The organism is Bacteroides congonensis (assembly GCF_900130125.1).
Classification (GTDB): Bacteria; Bacteroidota; Bacteroidia; order Bacteroidales; family Bacteroidaceae; genus Bacteroides; species Bacteroides congonensis.
In genome coordinates this window covers 1-17,506 of sequence record NZ_FQXY01000010.1, presented here as the reverse complement: position 1 = coordinate 17,506, position 17,506 = coordinate 1, and the positions used below count along the sequence as shown (strand labels likewise).

General features: G+C 45.4%; 14 protein-coding genes. 8 read left to right on the top strand and 6 right to left on the bottom strand.

From position 1 onward, the window contains the following. Positions 1-74: 74 nt before the first annotated feature. The 7 genes from BQ7997_RS11715 (at position 75) to rodA (ending at position 9,474) form a co-directional block, all read left to right on the top strand. On the top strand, positions 75-2,111 hold the full coding sequence (locus BQ7997_RS11715) for a M13 family metallopeptidase (protein ID WP_073346615.1): 2,037 nt from the start codon (positions 75-77) through the stop codon (positions 2,109-2,111). Positions 2,112-2,262: 151 nt separating this feature from the next. Continuing rightward, positions 2,263-3,786: a bifunctional phosphoribosylaminoimidazolecarboxamide formyltransferase/IMP cyclohydrolase gene (purH, locus tag BQ7997_RS11710; protein WP_044656293.1), complete on the top strand. Its 1,524-nt coding sequence runs from the start codon at positions 2,263-2,265 to the stop codon at positions 3,784-3,786. Positions 3,787-3,801: 15 nt separating this feature from the next. Further along, positions 3,802-4,824 (top strand): rod shape-determining protein, encoded by a 1,023-nt coding sequence (locus tag BQ7997_RS11705; RefSeq protein ID WP_022138790.1) that lies wholly within the window; start codon positions 3,802-3,804, stop codon positions 4,822-4,824. 7 nt (positions 4,825-4,831) lie between these two features. Beyond that, the gene (mreC, locus tag BQ7997_RS11700) at positions 4,832-5,677 is read left to right on the top strand and encodes a rod shape-determining protein MreC (protein ID WP_022138791.1); all 846 of its coding nucleotides are present in this window, start codon (positions 4,832-4,834) and stop codon (positions 5,675-5,677) included. Next, positions 5,674-6,171, top strand: a complete 498-nt coding sequence (gene mreD, locus BQ7997_RS11695; RefSeq protein ID WP_022138792.1) for a rod shape-determining protein MreD — start codon at positions 5,674-5,676, stop codon at positions 6,169-6,171. Before mreC ends, mreD begins: the two co-directional genes overlap by 4 nt. A gap of 2 nt (positions 6,172-6,173) precedes the next feature. Further along, on the top strand, positions 6,174-8,036 hold the full coding sequence (mrdA, locus tag BQ7997_RS11690; protein ID WP_022138793.1) for a penicillin-binding protein 2: 1,863 nt from the start codon (positions 6,174-6,176) through the stop codon (positions 8,034-8,036). Beyond that, positions 8,017-9,474: a rod shape-determining protein RodA gene (rodA, locus tag BQ7997_RS11685; RefSeq protein WP_073346613.1), complete on the top strand. Its 1,458-nt coding sequence runs from the start codon at positions 8,017-8,019 to the stop codon at positions 9,472-9,474. Before mrdA ends, rodA begins: the two co-directional genes overlap by 20 nt. Before the next feature lie 9 nt (positions 9,475-9,483). Here rodA and gldH read toward each other — a convergent pair whose 3' ends face one another. From gldH to rluF, 6 genes are all read right to left on the bottom strand, one after another. Continuing rightward, positions 9,484-9,972: a gliding motility lipoprotein GldH gene (gldH, locus tag BQ7997_RS11680; RefSeq protein WP_073346610.1), complete on the bottom strand. Its 489-nt coding sequence runs from the start codon at positions 9,970-9,972 to the stop codon at positions 9,484-9,486. After that, positions 9,950-11,458, bottom strand: coding sequence for a PSP1 domain-containing protein (locus BQ7997_RS11675; protein WP_073346608.1), 1,509 nt, complete (start codon positions 11,456-11,458; stop codon positions 9,950-9,952). Before BQ7997_RS11675 ends, gldH begins: the two co-directional genes overlap by 23 nt. 14 nt (positions 11,459-11,472) lie before the next feature. Continuing rightward, positions 11,473-12,597 carry a DNA polymerase III subunit gene (locus tag BQ7997_RS11670; protein ID WP_073346605.1) on the bottom strand — a complete coding sequence of 375 codons (1,125 nt, stop codon included), beginning with the start codon at positions 12,595-12,597 and terminating at the stop codon, positions 11,473-11,475. Position 12,598: 1 nt separating this feature from the next. After that, the gene (gene metF, locus BQ7997_RS11665; protein ID WP_073346601.1) at positions 12,599-13,552 is read right to left on the bottom strand and encodes a methylenetetrahydrofolate reductase [NAD(P)H]; all 954 of its coding nucleotides are present in this window, start codon (positions 13,550-13,552) and stop codon (positions 12,599-12,601) included. A gap of 189 nt (positions 13,553-13,741) precedes the next feature. After that, complete coding sequence (locus tag BQ7997_RS11660) at positions 13,742-14,254, bottom strand: ferritin-like domain-containing protein (protein ID WP_022137137.1); 513 nt, start codon at positions 14,252-14,254, stop codon at positions 13,742-13,744. A 150-nt stretch (positions 14,255-14,404) separates the two neighbouring features. Next, complete coding sequence (gene rluF, locus BQ7997_RS11655; RefSeq protein ID WP_083589221.1) at positions 14,405-15,415, bottom strand: 23S rRNA pseudouridine(2604) synthase RluF; 1,011 nt, start codon at positions 15,413-15,415, stop codon at positions 14,405-14,407. Between the two features lie 1,132 nt (positions 15,416-16,547). On the opposite strand from rluF, the gene BQ7997_RS11650 reads away from it, so the two are divergent. Next, the coding region (locus BQ7997_RS11650) for an ATP-binding protein (RefSeq protein ID WP_159436760.1) at positions 16,548-17,506 on the top strand (959 nt) is incomplete at its 3' end.

Here is a 17,506-nt window from a genome sequence, read left to right as displayed (position 1 = left end):
TTAAACGTTATATATAATGAACCTGTAACTTTGACACCAAATAGCATGATAATTCTATAATTATTATATTGAATATGAAAGTAACCAAGTATTTACCAATTCTTGCCGTATGCCTTATGACAACAGGATGTAACAGTAAGAAAGAGGCCGTGCTGACGTCCGGTATCGACCTTGCTAATCTGGATACCACGGCTATGCCGGGTACAAGTTTTTATCAATACGCTTGTGGCGGTTGGGTGAAAGACCATCCGTTGACGGACGAGTACTCCCGTTTCGGAACATTCGACATGTTGCGTGAAAACAGCCGTGAACAACTGAAAGCCTTGATTGCCGAACTGGCTTCAAAGACAGACAACGCTCCGGGCAGCGCCGCTCAAAAAGTGGGTGACCTTTACAACATCGCAATGGACAGCGTGAAACTGAACCAGGAAGGTGTAGCTCCGATTAAAGTCGAACTGGAAGCTATCGACGCGCTCAAAGATAAGAAAGATATCTACGCATACATCGCCGAAAGCCAGAAGAAAGGCATCCGCCCTTACTTCACCATGTTCGTAAGCGCCGATGATATGAACAGCTCCATGAATATGGTGCAGACCTACCAGGGCGGTATCGGAATGGGACAACGCGACTATTACCTTGAAGATGACGAACAGACTAAAAATATCCGCAACAAATATCAGGAACACATCGCCAAGATGTTCCAGTTGGCAGGCTATGATGAAGCTACCGCACAAAAAGCGGTAAAAGCCGTGATGAACATCGAAACCCGCCTTGCCAAAGCAGCCCGTTCACAGGTAGAACTGCGTGACCCTCATGCCAACTACAACAAGATGGACATGGAAACGCTGAAAAAGAACTTCCCGACTTTCGATTGGGATACATATTTCACTATCTCCGGTTTGAAAGACCTCAAAGAAGTGAACATTGGTCAGCCTGCTGCCATGAAAGAAGTTGCCGATGTTATCAATACCGTACCATTGGAAGAACAGAAACTATATCTGCAATGGGGATTGATAGATGCCGCCGCTTCTTATCTGAGCGATGACTTCGAAGCTCAGAACTTCGACTTCTACAGCCGTACCATGTCCGGCAAAAAAGAAATGCAACCTCGTTGGAAACGTTCTGTAAGCACGGTAGACGGTGTGCTCGGCGAAGTAGTAGGACAGATGTACGTAGAAAAATACTTCCCCGCTGCTGCCAAAGAACGTATGGTCACACTGGTGAAGAACCTGCAAACTTCTTTGGGCGAACGCATCAAAGGACTGGAATGGATGAGCGAACCGACCAAAGAGAAAGCTTTGGAAAAACTGGCTACCTTCCATGTAAAAATCGGTTATCCGGACAAATGGAAAGATTATTCCGCACTGGAGATTAAAAACGATTCTTACTGGGCAAACATTGAACGTGCCAACCAATGGGATTACAATGAAATGATTGCCAAAGCCGGTAAGCCCGTCGACAAGGACGAATGGCTGATGACACCGCAGACTGTCAACGCATACTATAACCCGACTACGAACGAAATCTGCTTCCCCGCAGCCATCCTGCAACCGCCATTCTTTGATATGAATGCCGACGACGCCATGAACTACGGTGCTATCGGAGTCGTTATCGGACATGAAATGACCCACGGATTCGACGACCAGGGACGTCAATATGACAAAGACGGAAACCTGAAAGACTGGTGGACGGAAGAAGATGCCAAGAAGTTCGAAGAACGTGCCCAAGTGATGGTGAACTTCTTTGACAGTATTGAAGTTGCTCCGGGCGTACATGCCAACGGTGAACTGACTCTCGGTGAGAACATAGCCGACCATGGCGGTCTGCAAGTTTCCTACCAGGCTTTCAAGAACGCAACAGCGAACGCACCGCTCGAAACTGTTGACGGATTTACCCCCGAACAACGTTTCTTCCTTGCTTACGCTAATGTATGGGCGGGAAATATCCGTCCGGAAGAAATTCTCCGATTGACCAAACTCGACCCCCACTCATTGGGCAAATGGCGTGTAGACGGCGCGCTTCCTCAAATCGGAACATGGTACGAAGCATTCAACATTACCGAGCAAGACCCGATGTTCGTTCCTAAAGACAAACGAGTGTCTATTTGGTAATAGTTTTTGAATAGAAACCAGCTTTGCGAAGAAGCGTTGATTTTTCATATAGAAGAGTCAACGCTTTTTTTTATTAATTCACACCTTATTTATTACGTACGATGAACAATATTTCGTAACTTTGCGCATCAAATACTTAATAGGCAATTCAATGTCAGAATCTAAAAGAATAAAAACTGCACTGGTATCTGTATACCACAAAGAAGGTTTGGAAGAAATTATTACCAAACTTCATGAAGAAGGAGTAGAGTTTCTGTCAACAGGCGGAACTCGTCAGTTTATTGAATCATTGGGATATCCTTGTAAGGCGGTGGAAGATTTGACCACTTATCCTTCTATCCTCGGTGGTCGGGTAAAGACATTACATCCGAAAATCTTCGGAGGTATCCTTTGTCGCCGTGGACTGGAGCAGGATATGCAACAGATTGAGAAGTATGAAATCCCTGAAATAGATTTGGTAATTGTAGACTTGTATCCGTTTGAAGCTACCGTAGCTTCCGGCGCATCCGAAGCAGACATTATTGAAAAAATAGATATAGGCGGAATCTCATTGATTCGTGCCGCAGCCAAGAACTATAATGATGTTATCATCGTAGCTTCACAGGCTCAATACAAACCATTGCTGGATATGTTGATGGAACATGGCGCCACTTCTTCACTTGAAGAACGCCGTTGGATGGCAAAAGAAGCGTTTGCCGTTTCTTCCCACTATGATTCAGCTATCTTCAACTATTTCGATGCAGGCGAAGGCTCTGCCTTCCGTTGCTCGGTGAACAACCAAAAGCAACTCCGCTACGGTGAAAACCCGCATCAGAAGGGGTATTTCTATGGAAATCTGGAAGCTATGTTCGACCAGATTCACGGAAAGGAAATCTCTTACAACAACCTTCTCGACATCAACGCGGCCGTTGATCTGATCGACGAATTCGACGACCTCACTTTCGCTATCCTGAAGCACAACAATGCTTGCGGTCTGGCTTCACGCCCTACCGTATTGGATGCATGGAAAGACGCATTGGCAGGTGACCCTGTTTCTGCTTTCGGCGGCGTGCTGATTACCAACGGTGTTATCGACAAGGAAGCAGCCGAAGAAATCAACAAGATTTTCTTCGAAGTGATTATCGCACCGGATTATGACGTGGATGCACTCGAAATCCTGGGGCAGAAAAAGAACCGCATCATCCTCGTCCGTAAGGAAGCCAAATTGCCGAAGAAGCAATTCCGCGCCTTGCTGAACGGCGTATTGGTGCAGGATAAAGATACTAATATTGAAACGGTAGCCGACCTGAAAACCGTGACAGACAAAGCTCCTACTCCGGAAGAAGTAGAAGATATGTTGTTTGCCAACAAAATCGTGAAGAACAGCAAGTCCAATGCCATCGTGTTGGCGAAAGGCAAGCAACTTCTCGCAAGCGGTGTAGGACAGACTTCACGTGTAGACGCATTGAAACAAGCAATTGAAAAAGCTAAATCATTCGGTTTCGACCTGAATGGTGCAGTGATGGCTTCGGATGCCTTCTTCCCGTTCCCCGACTGTGTGGAAATTGCGGATAAGGAAGGTGTTACGGCTGTTATCCAACCGGGAGGTTCGGTAAAAGACGACCTGTCATTCGCTTATTGCAATGAGCACGGTATGGCGATGGTTACTACCGGTATCCGTCATTTTAAACACTAATAATAAGAATAAAGAATGGGATTGTTTTCTTTTACACAAGAAATTGCGATGGACTTGGGCACAGCCAATACCATCATCATCACGAACGGAAAAATCGTGGTGGATGAGCCTTCGGTTGTAGCCTTGGATCGTCGTACGGATAAGATGATTGCCGTTGGGGAAAAGGCGAAGTTGATGCATGAAAAGACCCACGAAAACATACGCACTATCCGTCCGTTGAGAGACGGTGTGATTGCCGACTTCTATGCTTGCGAGCAGATGATGCGCGGATTGATTAAACGGGTAAATACCCGTAACCACTTATTTTCACCTTCTCTTCGCATGGTGATCGGCGTTCCTTCGGGAAGTACGGAAGTCGAACTCCGTGCCGTTCGTGACTCGGCCGAGCATGCCGGCGGACGTGACGTCTACTTGATTTTCGAACCGATGGCTGCGGCAATCGGTATCGGTATCGACGTAGAAGCACCGGAAGGAAACATGATCGTCGATATAGGTGGCGGGTCTACGGAAATTGCCGTTATCTCCCTCGGAGGTATCGTTTCCAACAACTCTATCCGTGTTGCCGGTGACGACCTGACTGAAGATATCCGCGAATACATGAGCCGTCAGCATAATGTGAAAGTCAGCGAGCGTATGGCGGAACGTATCAAGATAAACGTAGGCGCTGCCTTGACCGAACTGGGCGAAGGTGCTCCCGAAGATTATATTGTTCACGGCCCGAACCGTATCACAGCCCTTCCGATGGAAGTACCCGTATGCTATCAGGAAGTAGCCCACTGTCTGGAGAAATCAATCTCGAAGATTGAAACGGCTATCTTGAGCGCGTTGGAATGTACTCCGCCCGAACTTTACGCTGACATCGTGCACAATGGTATCTACCTTTCCGGTGGTGGCGCACTGCTCCGTGGACTGGACAAGAGACTGACTGACAAGATTAATATTCCTTTCCACATTGCGGAAGATCCTTTGCACGCTGTTGCCAAAGGTACAGGAGTTGCGTTAAAGAATGTAGACCGTTTCTCCTTCTTAATGAGATAAATCAGGGATGAGGAATTTAATAAACTTCCTTCTGAAATACAATTACTGGTTCCTCTTTATCATATTAGAGGTAGCCAGTTTTGTTTTGTTATTTCGGTTCAACCGCTATCAGCAGAGTACTTATTTTACTTCTGCCAATACGGTTGTGGGGGCGGTTTATGAAGTTTCGGGAGGAATTACCTCTTATTTTCATCTGAAATCGGTCAATGAAGACTTGTTGGATCGTAATATGTTGCTTGAGCAGCAAATCACGAATCTGGAGAAAGCCTTGAAAGAGCGTCAGGTCGATTCGGTGACTGTCAACAGTATCCGTCAGATGCCGCAGAATGATTATCAACTGTTCAAGGCGCATGTGATAAAGAACAGCTTGACACTGCCTGATAACTACATAACCCTTGACAAAGGTTCTTCTTCCGGCATCCGCCCCGAGATGGGAGTGGTAGACGGCAACGGAATTGTAGGTATTGTGTACGAGACGTCTCCTTCTTATTCGGTCGTGATTTCCGTATTGAACAGCAAGTCCAATATAAGTTGTAAGATTATAGGCAGTGATTACTTCGGTTATCTGAAGTGGGAGCATGGAGATTCGCGCTATGCCTATCTGAAAGACCTGCCCCGTCACGCGGAATTTAATTTGGGAGATACCGTAGTGACCAGTGGCTTCTCAACCGTATTCCCGGAAGGTATTATGGTGGGTACGGTAGATGATATGTCCGACTCCAACGACGGGCTGTCTTACCTGTTGAAGATAAAACTGGCTACCGATTTCGGCAAGCTCGGTGATGTCCGTGTAGTAGCGCGCAACGGTCAGGAGGAACAGAAGAAACTTGAAAACAAGGCGACAAAAGAATGATTATCACCTATATACATAGAATCGGATGGTTTATCGGACTGGTACTTCTTCAGGTGCTTATCCTGAATAACGTACATATAGCGGGATACGCTACTCCCTTTCTCTATATTTACTTTATACTGAAGTTCAACTCCGGCACTTCGCGGAATGAACTGATGCTGTGGGCCTTCTTTTTCGGACTCACCATCGACGTGTTTGCCGATACTCCGGGGATGAATGCGGCTGCTACCGTGCTCCTCGCTTTCCTTCGTCCTTCCCTGCTGCGTCTGTTTACTCCCCGTGACAACCTGGATAGTTTCATTCCTTCTTTCAAGACGATGGGAATCACTCCTTTCCTTAAATATACTACTGCAAGTGTTTTTGTGCATAGTTTGGCATTACTCTCCATTGAGTTCTTCTCGTTTTCCGGCATTTGGCTGTTGCTGCTGCGGGTGTTACTTTGCACCATTCTGACTGTAACTTGTATTGTGGCTGTTGAAGGTATAAGGAAGTAAAGATGGCAAAAGATTATAGATTAGAGAAGCGCAAATTTGTTATCGGCGGCATTGCCCTGTCCATTGTTCTCATTTATCTGATACGGCTTTTCGTGTTGCAGATAACGACGGACGACTATAAAAAGAATGCCGACAGCAACGCTTTCCTGAATAAGATTCAATATCCCTCGCGCGGAGCTATCTACGACCGTACAGGCAAACTGCTGGTATTCAATCAGCCTGCCTATGACATTTCGATTGTTCCGAAAGAAGTGGAGAATCTGGACACGCTCGACCTGTGCCAGTCATTGAACATCACCCGTGCCCAATTCCTGAAGATAATGAGCGACATGAAAGACCGTCGCCGCAATCCGGGATATTCCCGTTATACCAACCAACTGTTTATGTCGCAGCTTTCGGCAGAAGAATGTGGCGTCTTTCAGGAAAAACTGTTCAAGTTCCGTGGCTTCTATATTCAGCGGCGTACCATCCGCCAATATTCTTACAATGCCGCCGCACATGCTTTGGGTGACATCGGAGAAGTTTCCGCCAAAGAAATGGAAGCGGATGAAGAAGGATACTATATCCGTGGTGACTATGTCGGAAAGTTGGGTGTGGAGAAATCATATGAAAAGTACCTGCGCGGAGAGAAAGGAATTGAAATCCTGCTCCGTGATGCGCATGGCCGTATTCAGGGGCATTATATGGATGGTGAATACGACCGTCCATCCGTCCCCGGCAAGAACCTGACACTAAGCCTGGACATTGATTTGCAGATGTTGGGTGAACGTTTGCTGAAGAATAAAATCGGAAGTATCGTAGCCATCGAACCCGAAACCGGAGAAATCCTCTGCCTGGTATCCTCGCCGAACTATGACCCGCATTTGATGATCGGCCGTCAACGGGGTAAGAACCACCTGATGTTGCAACGCGACAAGATGAAACCCTTGCTGAACCGTGCTTTGATGGGTGTCTATCCGCCGGGTTCTACCTTCAAGACAGCGCAAGGCTTGACTTTCCTGCAGGAAGGAATCATCACCGAGCAAAGCCCTACATTCCCTTGTTCACGTGGTTTTCATTACGGCAGACTGACGGTAGGTTGCCATGCTCACGGAGCACCGATTCCGTTGATACCTGCCATCGCTACATCGTGCAACTCCTACTTCTGTTGGGGGCTGTTCCGTATGTTCGGTGACCGCAAGTACGGTTCGCCGCAGAATGCCATCACCGTTTGGAAAGACCATATGGTTTCGCAAGGATTCGGCTACAAACTGGGAGTCGATTTGCCGGGTGAGAAACGCGGGTTAATCCCGAACGCGCAATTCTATGACAAAGCCTATCGCGGGCACTGGAACGGACTGACCGTAATCAGTATCTCCATCGGTCAGGGAGAAATCCTGTCCACCCCGCTTCAGATAGCAAACCTGGGAGCAACGATAGCCAATAGGGGATATTTCGTCACACCGCATATCGTGAAGGAAATCCAGGACAATCAGATAGACAGTCTCTACCGTACTCCCCGCTATACCACTATCGAAAAAAGACATTACGAGTCGGTGGTGGAAGGTATGCGTGCCGCCGCTACGGGTGGTACTTGCCGAATGCTTTCCATGATGGTTCCGGATTTGGAAGCCTGTGGAAAAACGGGTACGGCACAGAATCGCGGTCACGACCACTCGGTATTTATGGGCTTCGCGCCGATGAACAAACCGAAAATAGCTATCGCCGTCTATGTGGAGAACGGTGGATGGGGTGCTACATACGGAGTTCCTTTCGGGGCACTGATGATGGAGCAGTATTTGAAAGGCAAGCTCTCGCCGGAGAACGAGTTGAGAGCGGAAGAATTTAGTAACAGAGTGATATTGTATGGTAACGAGGAACGATAGTTTGTGGAAAACACTGGACTGGGTAACGATTTGCATTTACCTGCTCCTGATTGTCGGTGGATGGTTTAGCGTCTGCGGGGCGAGCTATGATTATGGCGAACGCGACTTCCTCGATTTCTCTACCCGTGCCGGCAAACAGTTCGTATGGATTATCTGTTCCTTCGGACTTGGATTTGTGCTGTTGATGTTGGAAGACCGTATGTATGATATGTTCGCGTACATTATATATATAGGGATGATTCTCTTGCTTATCGTCACTATCTTTATTGCGCCGGACACGAAAGGTTCCCGTTCCTGGCTCGTGATGGGCCCGGTCAGCCTGCAACCCGCCGAATTTGCCAAGTTTGCCACGGCCCTGGCGCTGGCCAAATATATGAACGCCTACTCATTCAGCATCAAGAAGGAAAAGTGTGCCTTGGTCTTGGGAGTGATAATCCTTCTCCCGATGTTATTGATTATCGGTCAGCGGGAGACAGGCTCTGCCTTGGTATATCTCGCCTTTTTCTTGGTTCTCTACCGGGAAGGAATGCCGGGAGTGGTGCTTTTTGCCGGAGTCTGTGCGGTAATCTACTTCGTAGTCGGCATCCGTTTCGACGAAGTGTTCATTGCCGACACACCCACACCATTGGGGGAATTTATCGTATTACTCTTGATTTTGTTATTCGCCGGCGGTATGGTATGGGTATATCGTAAGAAAGCCGTACCTACCCGCAACATCATTGGCGGAAGTCTGGGTGTATTATTAATCGCCTACTTAGTATCGGAATACTGGGTACATTTCAGCCTGGTTTGGGTGCAATGGGGGCTTTGTGCTGTCGTAGTAGGCTATCTGATATATTTGGCATTGAGCGAGCGTCAGCGCACCTACTTCTTAATCGCCTTGTTCACTATCGGCTCCATCGGATTCCTTTATTCCAGTAACTATGTCTTTGATAATGTACTTGAACCGCATCAGCAAATCCGTATCAAGGTGGTGCTGGGCTTGGAAGAAGACTTGACGGGAGCAGGATATAACGTGAACCAGTCCAAGATTGCCATTGGTTCCGGCGGACTGACGGGAAAAGGTTTCCTGAACGGCACGCAAACCAAATTGAAGTATGTACCCGAACAAGATACCGACTTCATCTTCTGTACAGTAGGAGAGGAGCAGGGATTTATCGGCTCGGCTGCTGTCCTGATAGCCTTCCTGATTCTGATTTTACGGTTGATATTCTTGTCCGAACGACAACCCTCTACTTTCGGGCGGGTATATGGATACTCTGTCGTCAGCATTTTCCTCTTCCATCTGTTTATTAATGTCGGTATGGTGTTGGGATTGACACCGGTTATCGGTATTCCATTGCCGTTCTTCAGTTACGGTGGGTCTTCCTTGTGGGGCTTTACGATATTGCTGTTTATTTTCCTGCGTTTGGATGCAGGGCGGGGCAGAAGGCTTTAAAAAGAGCTTCTAATTATCTATGTGTTGTTTTTCAACCCGTATTCCTACGTCATTCATTCCTTGCAGACTCTTGTCTTTCATCCCGTGCATTACCTTAATGGTATAATTACCCGGATGCAAAGTTCGCACGGATTTAACGAATGTCTCCGACTGATAAATGCTTCCCCATCCTTTTCCCGTCCATCTGCCGCTAGAATCTGCCAGGGTGATGGCGATAGTATCCGTATGCCACACTGTAGAATCCGGCATATTCTGACTGATAAATAAATGCAAGTCATGATACGGATAATCCGTCCTGTTGCGAACTTCCGCAAACAGCCGGAAAGTCGTGGGAATACTATCCGTGACAGGAATCTGAAAAGAGAGTGTATCACTCTTTCCCCACCCTTCATCGGGAAGGGATTGGTAAGAGTGATACATCGTATTCTCGTCGTTACAGGCTACTGCCATGCAGGCAGTGAGCAGACCAAATAAACTATTCCTGAGAAGGCTTTTCATTATGATTCTGCGGTTTCTCCTGATTTGGGTTTCTTTCCGGTCGTTCAGGTCTTTCTCTTTCCGGTCTTTCGGATCTTTCCGGTCTTTCCGGTTTGGGACGACGCTCCTGACCTTGCGGACGTTCCGGACGTTCCTGATTTTGCGGACGTTCTTGTCCTTGTGGGCGTTCCGGTCGTCTGTTGTCGTTATTCCGTCCCTGGTTCTGCCCTTGATTCTGTCCCCTGTTCCGGTTATTATTATTGTTTCTCGGTCGGTTTTCCCTTTCCCCTCTGTTTCCGTTTTCTGACGGTTGTGGACGGTTGTCATTCTCCCGTTGAGGTTGTTGCGGACGGTTTCCACCCTCTGCCTGTTGCTGCGGGCGGTTGTTATTGTTGCTATTTCCTTTTTTCTTCTTCTTGTTATTCCGGTTTCCGCCATCCTTATTATTCCGGTTGCGGTCGAAGCGGGTAAGGCTTTCCTGTTCCAATAAGTCTACCGGCTTCTTCGGTTCCGGCTTCTTCTCTTCTTCGACCAGACTGTCCGGCTTCATCCCTTTTCTATTCATGGAGATAATCTCAAAAGCACGTTTACCGCTAATCGTAACCAAATTAGCAGGGAAGCTCTTATCTGTAGAATAAGAAATCTGATTGCTCAGAATATCCGCCTTGAAGAAATAGAAAGTACCATCCTTCGTTTCCAATTCTATCTCCTTGGAAGGAAGGCGTTTTTGAGCTTCCACATAGCAGTCCACTTCATAGTTCAGGCAGCATTTCAGCTTCGCGCATTGTCCGGCAAGTTTCTGCGGATTCAGTGAAATGTCCTGATAACGGGCTGCGCTGGTAGATACCGATACGAAACTCGTCATCCATGTGGCACAGCAAAGCTCGCGTCCGCAAGGGCCGATACCGCCGATACGTCCCGCTTCCTGGCGTGCGCCAATCTGCTTCATCTCGATACGTACACGGAATGCCTCTGCCAATACCTTAATCAGTTGGCGGAAATCCACACGTTCGTCCGCGATATAATAGAAGATAGCCTTGTTGCCGTCTCCCTGATACTCCACATCTCCGATTTTCATGTTCAGGCTCAGATTCAAAGCAATCTGACGCGCACGAATCATCGTAGCATGTTCTTTACCTTTGGCTTCGTTGAATTTCTCCATATCCACCGGTTTGGCTTTCCGGTAGACACGCTTGACTTCCGTATCCGCCTTGAAGTTCGCTTTCTTCATTTGCAGCGGAACCAGTCTGCCTGTCAGCGTTACTACACCGATATCATGGCCCGGAGCAGCTTCAACGGCAACTATATCCCCCTTTTCCAGTTTGATTTTATTGCTGTTGCGGTAATATCCCTTCCGGGTATTCTTAAACTGCACCTCCACCATGTCACTCTCTTCCGCGTTGCCCGGTATGTCTGCCAGCCAATCGTAGGTGTTCAGTTTCTTATCTTGTCGGGAGCACCCTTTGCAGCAAAGGCCGCCGCTCCCATTATGAAGTTTATATTCCATAGTTTATATATTTATTATTGCTTCAACAGTACAATCATCTTCAGCGAGAAGTCGAAGAATACCATTTTGGCATTTACATTCTGTTCTATATGTAGTTGCGCTTCGCTCAGTTCGTCCATGATGCCCATCACATTCCGTTCGTTGACAAAAGGTGCAAAGCGGGTTGCAAAATTCTGTTCGTTGATAGTCATATACGTAAGGTCGCGCTGATGCAGGTTGAAGATGAAATTCTCCCGAATCATACGCTGGCAATATTCCAGAAGATTCTTCTGGCGTTCACGCCCCATGCCCGCCACTTGTTCGCTCCACATTTTCATCTCCCTGATCTTCCGTTGATAAGACAACCGCATCAGGCTGACAAATAATTCAAAGAACAACTGGTTCTCTTCATTCAGATGAATAGACTCGAGCGCCTTGATGAAATTTCCGTTTGCCAGGTGGGCGATGGAAACACTGTCGGCGGGCAAAATATTATATTTCGTCTGCAATACGCGGTTGATGCTTGTTTCGTCGATTTTCCGTACATTCATGCGTTGGGTACGGCTCAGGATAGTAGGCAGAATCATATCCGGCGCTTCCGATACCAACAGGAAAACCGTCTTTTCCGGTGGCTCTTCAAGCAATTTCAGTAGTTTATTGGCGCATACCGGATGCATTTTTTCCGGTAGCCACACAATCGTAATCTTAAATCCCCCTTCACTGGATTTCAGACTCAGTTTTTTCAGAATCTCATCACTCTCCTTGGCATAGATCAATGCCTGTGAGTTCTCGGCATCCATCTCACCCAACCAGTGATTAAGGTTAAAGTAAGGATGATTGATGACAAACGGCCGCCAGTCGGCAATATAATCATCGCATACTTCCTTCTTTCCCTTCGCGCTTTTCACGATAGGGAATACGAAATGTACGTCCGGATGCACCAGCTTATTGAATTTCACGCAGGACGGACACACACCGCAGGCATCAGTCCCGCCCCGGTTGGTGCAACTGATATAACGTGCATAAGCAATAGCCAGCGGCATTTTCCCGACCCCTTCCGGGCCGCAGATAAGCTGGGCATGTGGAATACGCCCCTCATTCACTTCCTGAATAAGCCGTTGCTTGATTTCTTCCTGTCCGATTACGTCTCTGAAAAACATATCAATAAATGATTTTGGCTACTTCTTTGATACTGTCTACTGCTCCGATAGAGTAGAAATGAATACTCGGCACTCCGTGAACCATCAGTTCCTTGCACTGGGCTACACACCATTCAATGCCTACTTGCTCGGCTTCCGCGTCGTTCTTGCATTTCAACGCTTCCTTCACCAAGTCTTCCGGCAAGTCCACCTTGAATGTCTTTGGAATCATGCTCAGTTGGGACAATTTTTTGAACGGCTTGATTCCCGGAATGATCGGTATATTGATACCTGCCGCCTTCGCCTGCTCTACAAATTCAAAATATTTCCTGTTATCGTAGAACAACTGTGTTACGGCATATTCCGCCCCGTTCTCCACTTTTTTCTTCAACCAGTAAAGGTCGGTCTCGATATTCGGAGCTTCTTCGTGCTTCTCCGGATAGCAGGCCACCCCGTAAGAGAACGGAGTACTGCTGACTTTCATTTCCGAACCGTCTACAAAGATGCCTTTATTGAAATTATTGATTTGTTCCTGCAATTCGATAGCGTGATGGTATCCGTCGCCTTCCGGTGTGAATACTGATTCGTGCTTCGCCTTGTCGCCACGCAACACCAGCAATTCCGTGATATTCAGAAATTGCAGGTCGAGCAACACATACTCCGTTTCCTCGCGTGTGAAACCGCTGCATAAAATATGTGGAACGACCGTGATATTGTATTTATTCTGAATGGCAGCGGCTACGGCAACCGTTCCCGGACGCCTTCTTAATCGGTTTCTCTGAAACAATCCGCCTCCGAGGTCTTTATAAACGTATTCGCTGCGGTGGGTGGTGATATTGATATATTTCGGGTCGAATTCCCGAAGCGTATCAATTGTCTGATATAACTTTTCTATTCCCGTTCCTTTCAGAGGTGGAAGGATCTCGAAAGAAAAAGCAGTTTTCTTGTTGCTATGTATTAAATCAATTACTTTCATTCTTTTTTGCTAATGTTCGTTATCTATGTCGGACTAAACGTGCATATTGGGACAAAAATACGAAAAAAGAAAGATTTCTTCTTGATTTACTCTAAAATAGTTTTGTTTTTATAGCACTATATAGATAAAAGAGGGAATATCCTCTTATAGGATACACCCTCTCTTACCTAATCATTATTATATTAGAATTTACTTTTCAAGGAACGATTTCTTCATCCGGGCAATGTCTGTCAGGTAATCTTGTAAATCCTGTTCATGTTCTTCCTCTTCGGCAAGAATATGTTTGGCGATGTCACAAGTCGTGAAATCTTTCCCGTTGGTAAAGTCGGCAATTTCCTGATAACGAAGGATTGCGCAGCGTTCTGAAGCGACGTTATCTTTCAGCAAACTGACAGAATCGAAGCCTTGCGGAGCGTCATATTTGCATCTTGCCAACTCGAACCATTGTTTTGGGTCAAGCACCGGAACTCCTTCCAGTTCGATGATACGGTCAGCGAGCAGTTGCGCATGTCTGCGCTCTTCTTCGGCATGTTCCTCAAATTCACCCTGTACATCGGCACGCATGGCACCTTCCACTACTAATGCACCTACCCAATATTGATAGTATGCCAACCATTCTTCAGCTAATGCTGCGTTCAACTGTGCGATCAAACTTTCTACATCTAGTTTTCCTTGTAGAATTTTTACACTTTCTCTAGCCATAATTTTTATGTTTAGGTTACTATGTTTAAGTTGCCTATGTAACAGACTGCGGTTGCTTTTGTTTCGTGATTGCGATAGTTTTAACAAAAAAAATCCCCTCATCTGCCATTCGTCCGTGCTGGCAAAGAGGGGATGTATGTCAATGCGGCATCAAACCTTTCTTCCTTTTCTGATCGGTGAGTTCTGTTTGGGCGGCTGCGTTTTCTTTTCTACTACTCTTGACTTTCCAACCCGAAGCCCGCTTCCTCCTTTTTTCTTCTTCTTTATCGTCGTCTCTAGCTTCACTTGCTCTCTGTCTATACCCTCAGTGGATGTGCTCAAGGGTTTGTCAGCTTTTGCTTTTTGGGCTTGTTTGGAGACAATATTGGCTTTGCGGTAATTCGTTTTTATGTCATACCCTTGCAAGGCTCTGTTTATCGCCTTGTTGCTATTGGCGGGTTTCCTGGCTTGAACTATATCTTTTGACTTGTTCAATAAGTCAAAAAGTTCTTCCAGTTCTCCGGGAGCCAAATCCCTATAGTTCCCTTGCCCCAGATTACCTAATTTGATGTTCATAATCTGGATGCGTTCCAGCTTGACCACTTCATAGTCAAAATACTCGCACATTCGGCGGATTTGACGGTTAAGTCCTTGAACCAAAGAAATCTGAAAGGTGTAAGGATTGATTTCTTTGATTTCGCAACGGCGGGTTACCCTGTCCAGAATGGGAACACCCTCTGCCATCTTGGTGAGAAACTCTTTGGTGATGGGTCTGTCTACTCTTACCAGATATTCCTTTTTATGATTGTTGCCCACGCGCAATATCTTGTTGACAATATCTCCATCGTTCGTAAGAAGGATTAAGCCCTGAGAGTCTTTATCCAGACGTCCGATAGGAAATATGCGTTGTTCGTGACTTATGTACTCGATAATATTGCTTCTGTCAGAAACATCTGTTGTGCTGACGACTCCTGCCGGTTTGTTAAATGCGATATACACGGGCTCAATCTCATTTTTTATAAGCTCTCCGCGTACTTCAACTTTTTGACCCGGCAATATGCGCATTCCGATAGTTGCACGTTTACCATTGATGGTTACATGCCCGTCTTTGATAAACTGGTCAGCCTCTCTTCGCGAGCAATAACCTGATCCACTGATGTATCTGTTCAGTCTATATTCCATTTATATTTTTATTTATGTATTTACGATAGTCCATCAAACATTGTATTTGCACTTATGTGTATGTGCCGACAGGATGTTCGTTTCATCATCTTAACCATCCTGTACTCTTAGTAGGGAATGCTTAATTAAATGTGGGAAATCTTCCTCAAGAAGAAAGCTCTTTTTAGAGCTTTAAAAATGTGGTCAGATAATACGGAGCAAATATAGCAATAGAAACAAAGAGAAGAAAGAATATTAGCAATTATAAATAAGAAATATAGAAGATATCGAATTTATTGAGCGAATTCAGCGCGCGCCCTCTATGCGAAAAAAGCAAAATCATTTCTCATATTCTCATGGAGAATAGTATTCGGTTGATAATTAGATGTATAGGCTATGAGAATTAAAATGTTTACATGCATTTCTCATAGTTTATAGCTGTAAAGTGCCTTCAAAGAAGGTATTTCTCATACTTTATTTCGCATTTCTCATGCTGTATATTATGCTTGACCTTGTTTCAGGATACTAATATGTATGGGTCAATATAGCCGTAGTTTGTATGTTGAGTAGGCAGATGGCGTGTCTTTCATAACAGACATTATTGTGTTTTCCTGCCTTCATTCGTATTATTCCACTCCAGTGAACAGGCCGGTGCACTCGAGTAGATAGACCTGTGCACTCTAGTGCACGAGCCTGTTTACTAGAGTACAACGATAGAGATGTCTTATTGAAAATCTATTGATTACAGTAGCATAATCTTTGACTGTCAGCTAGTTATAATGAAAATGAACGGTAGCTTTACTACAGTTCATTAAGCCTTGATGATCAGACTATGAGAATACTATTTTTGATGCATGAGAAATGCCGGTAATAGGATGAGAAATGCATTATTTTAAGCGTATTTTCTTGATAAAATCATGAGAAATACATGTAAATAATTTTATTCTCATAATATATGAGGTTGGTAATCAGATGAATATTCTTTCCTATGAGAATATGAGAAATGATTTTGTTTTTTTATTCTAGAAACGCGTGGGCATGCAATTGGTGTCGTTTTGCGGAAAAGAATCTTTTAACCTTGTTATGGGAAATAGTTCTCTTAAAAATATCTATCTTTGCATAACAGGTGTCTTTGTTATAAAAAGAATAGAATATGAGCAATAAAATTTATCCAATTGGTATTCAGAATTTTGAAAAGATTCGTAATGACGGTTATTTCTATATTGATAAAACGGCATTGATGTATCAAATGGTAAAAACCGGAAGCTATTACTTCCTGAGTCGTCCGCGGCGTTTCGGAAAGAGTTTACTCATCTCTACCTTAGAGGCTTACTTCCAAGGAAAAAAGGAACTGTTTGAAGGACTGGCAGTAGAGAAATTGGAAAAGGATTGGATAAAATATCCTATATTGCATCTGGATCTTAATATTGAGAAGTATGATACGCCGGAAAGTCTGGATAAAATATTGAATGATAACCTTGAATATTGGGAAAGCCAATATGGTACCCGTCCGTCCGAGACATCCTTTTCTCTGCGCTTTGCCGGTATCATTCAGCGTGCTTGCGAAAAGACGGGGCAACGTGTAGTTATTCTGGTAGATGAGTATGACAAACCTATGCTGCAAGCCATTGGTAATGAAGAGCTCCAAAAACAATTCCGAAATACCTTGAAGCCATTTTATGGAGCACTCAAAACGAAGGACGGTTGCATTAAGTTTGCCCTGCTTACCGGTGTAACAAAATTTGGCAAAATTAGTGTGTTCAGTGACTTGAACAATCTGGATGATATTTCAATGTGGAATGAGTATGTCGAAATTTGTGGTGTCAGTGAACGTGAAATCCACGAAAATCTGGAAGCAGAACTCCATGAATTTGCAGCAGCGCGAGGAATAACGTATGATGAACTCTGTGAGGAACTGAGAAAGTCTTATGACGGCTACCATTTTACACACAATTCTATAGGTATGTACAATCCGTTCAGCCTGCTTAATGCTTTCAAACGCAAGGAGTTCGGCAGTTATTGGTTTGAAACGGGCACGCCTACCTATCTGGTGAAATTACTTAAAAAACATCATTATGACCTGGAGCGGATGGCTCATGAAGAAACCGATGC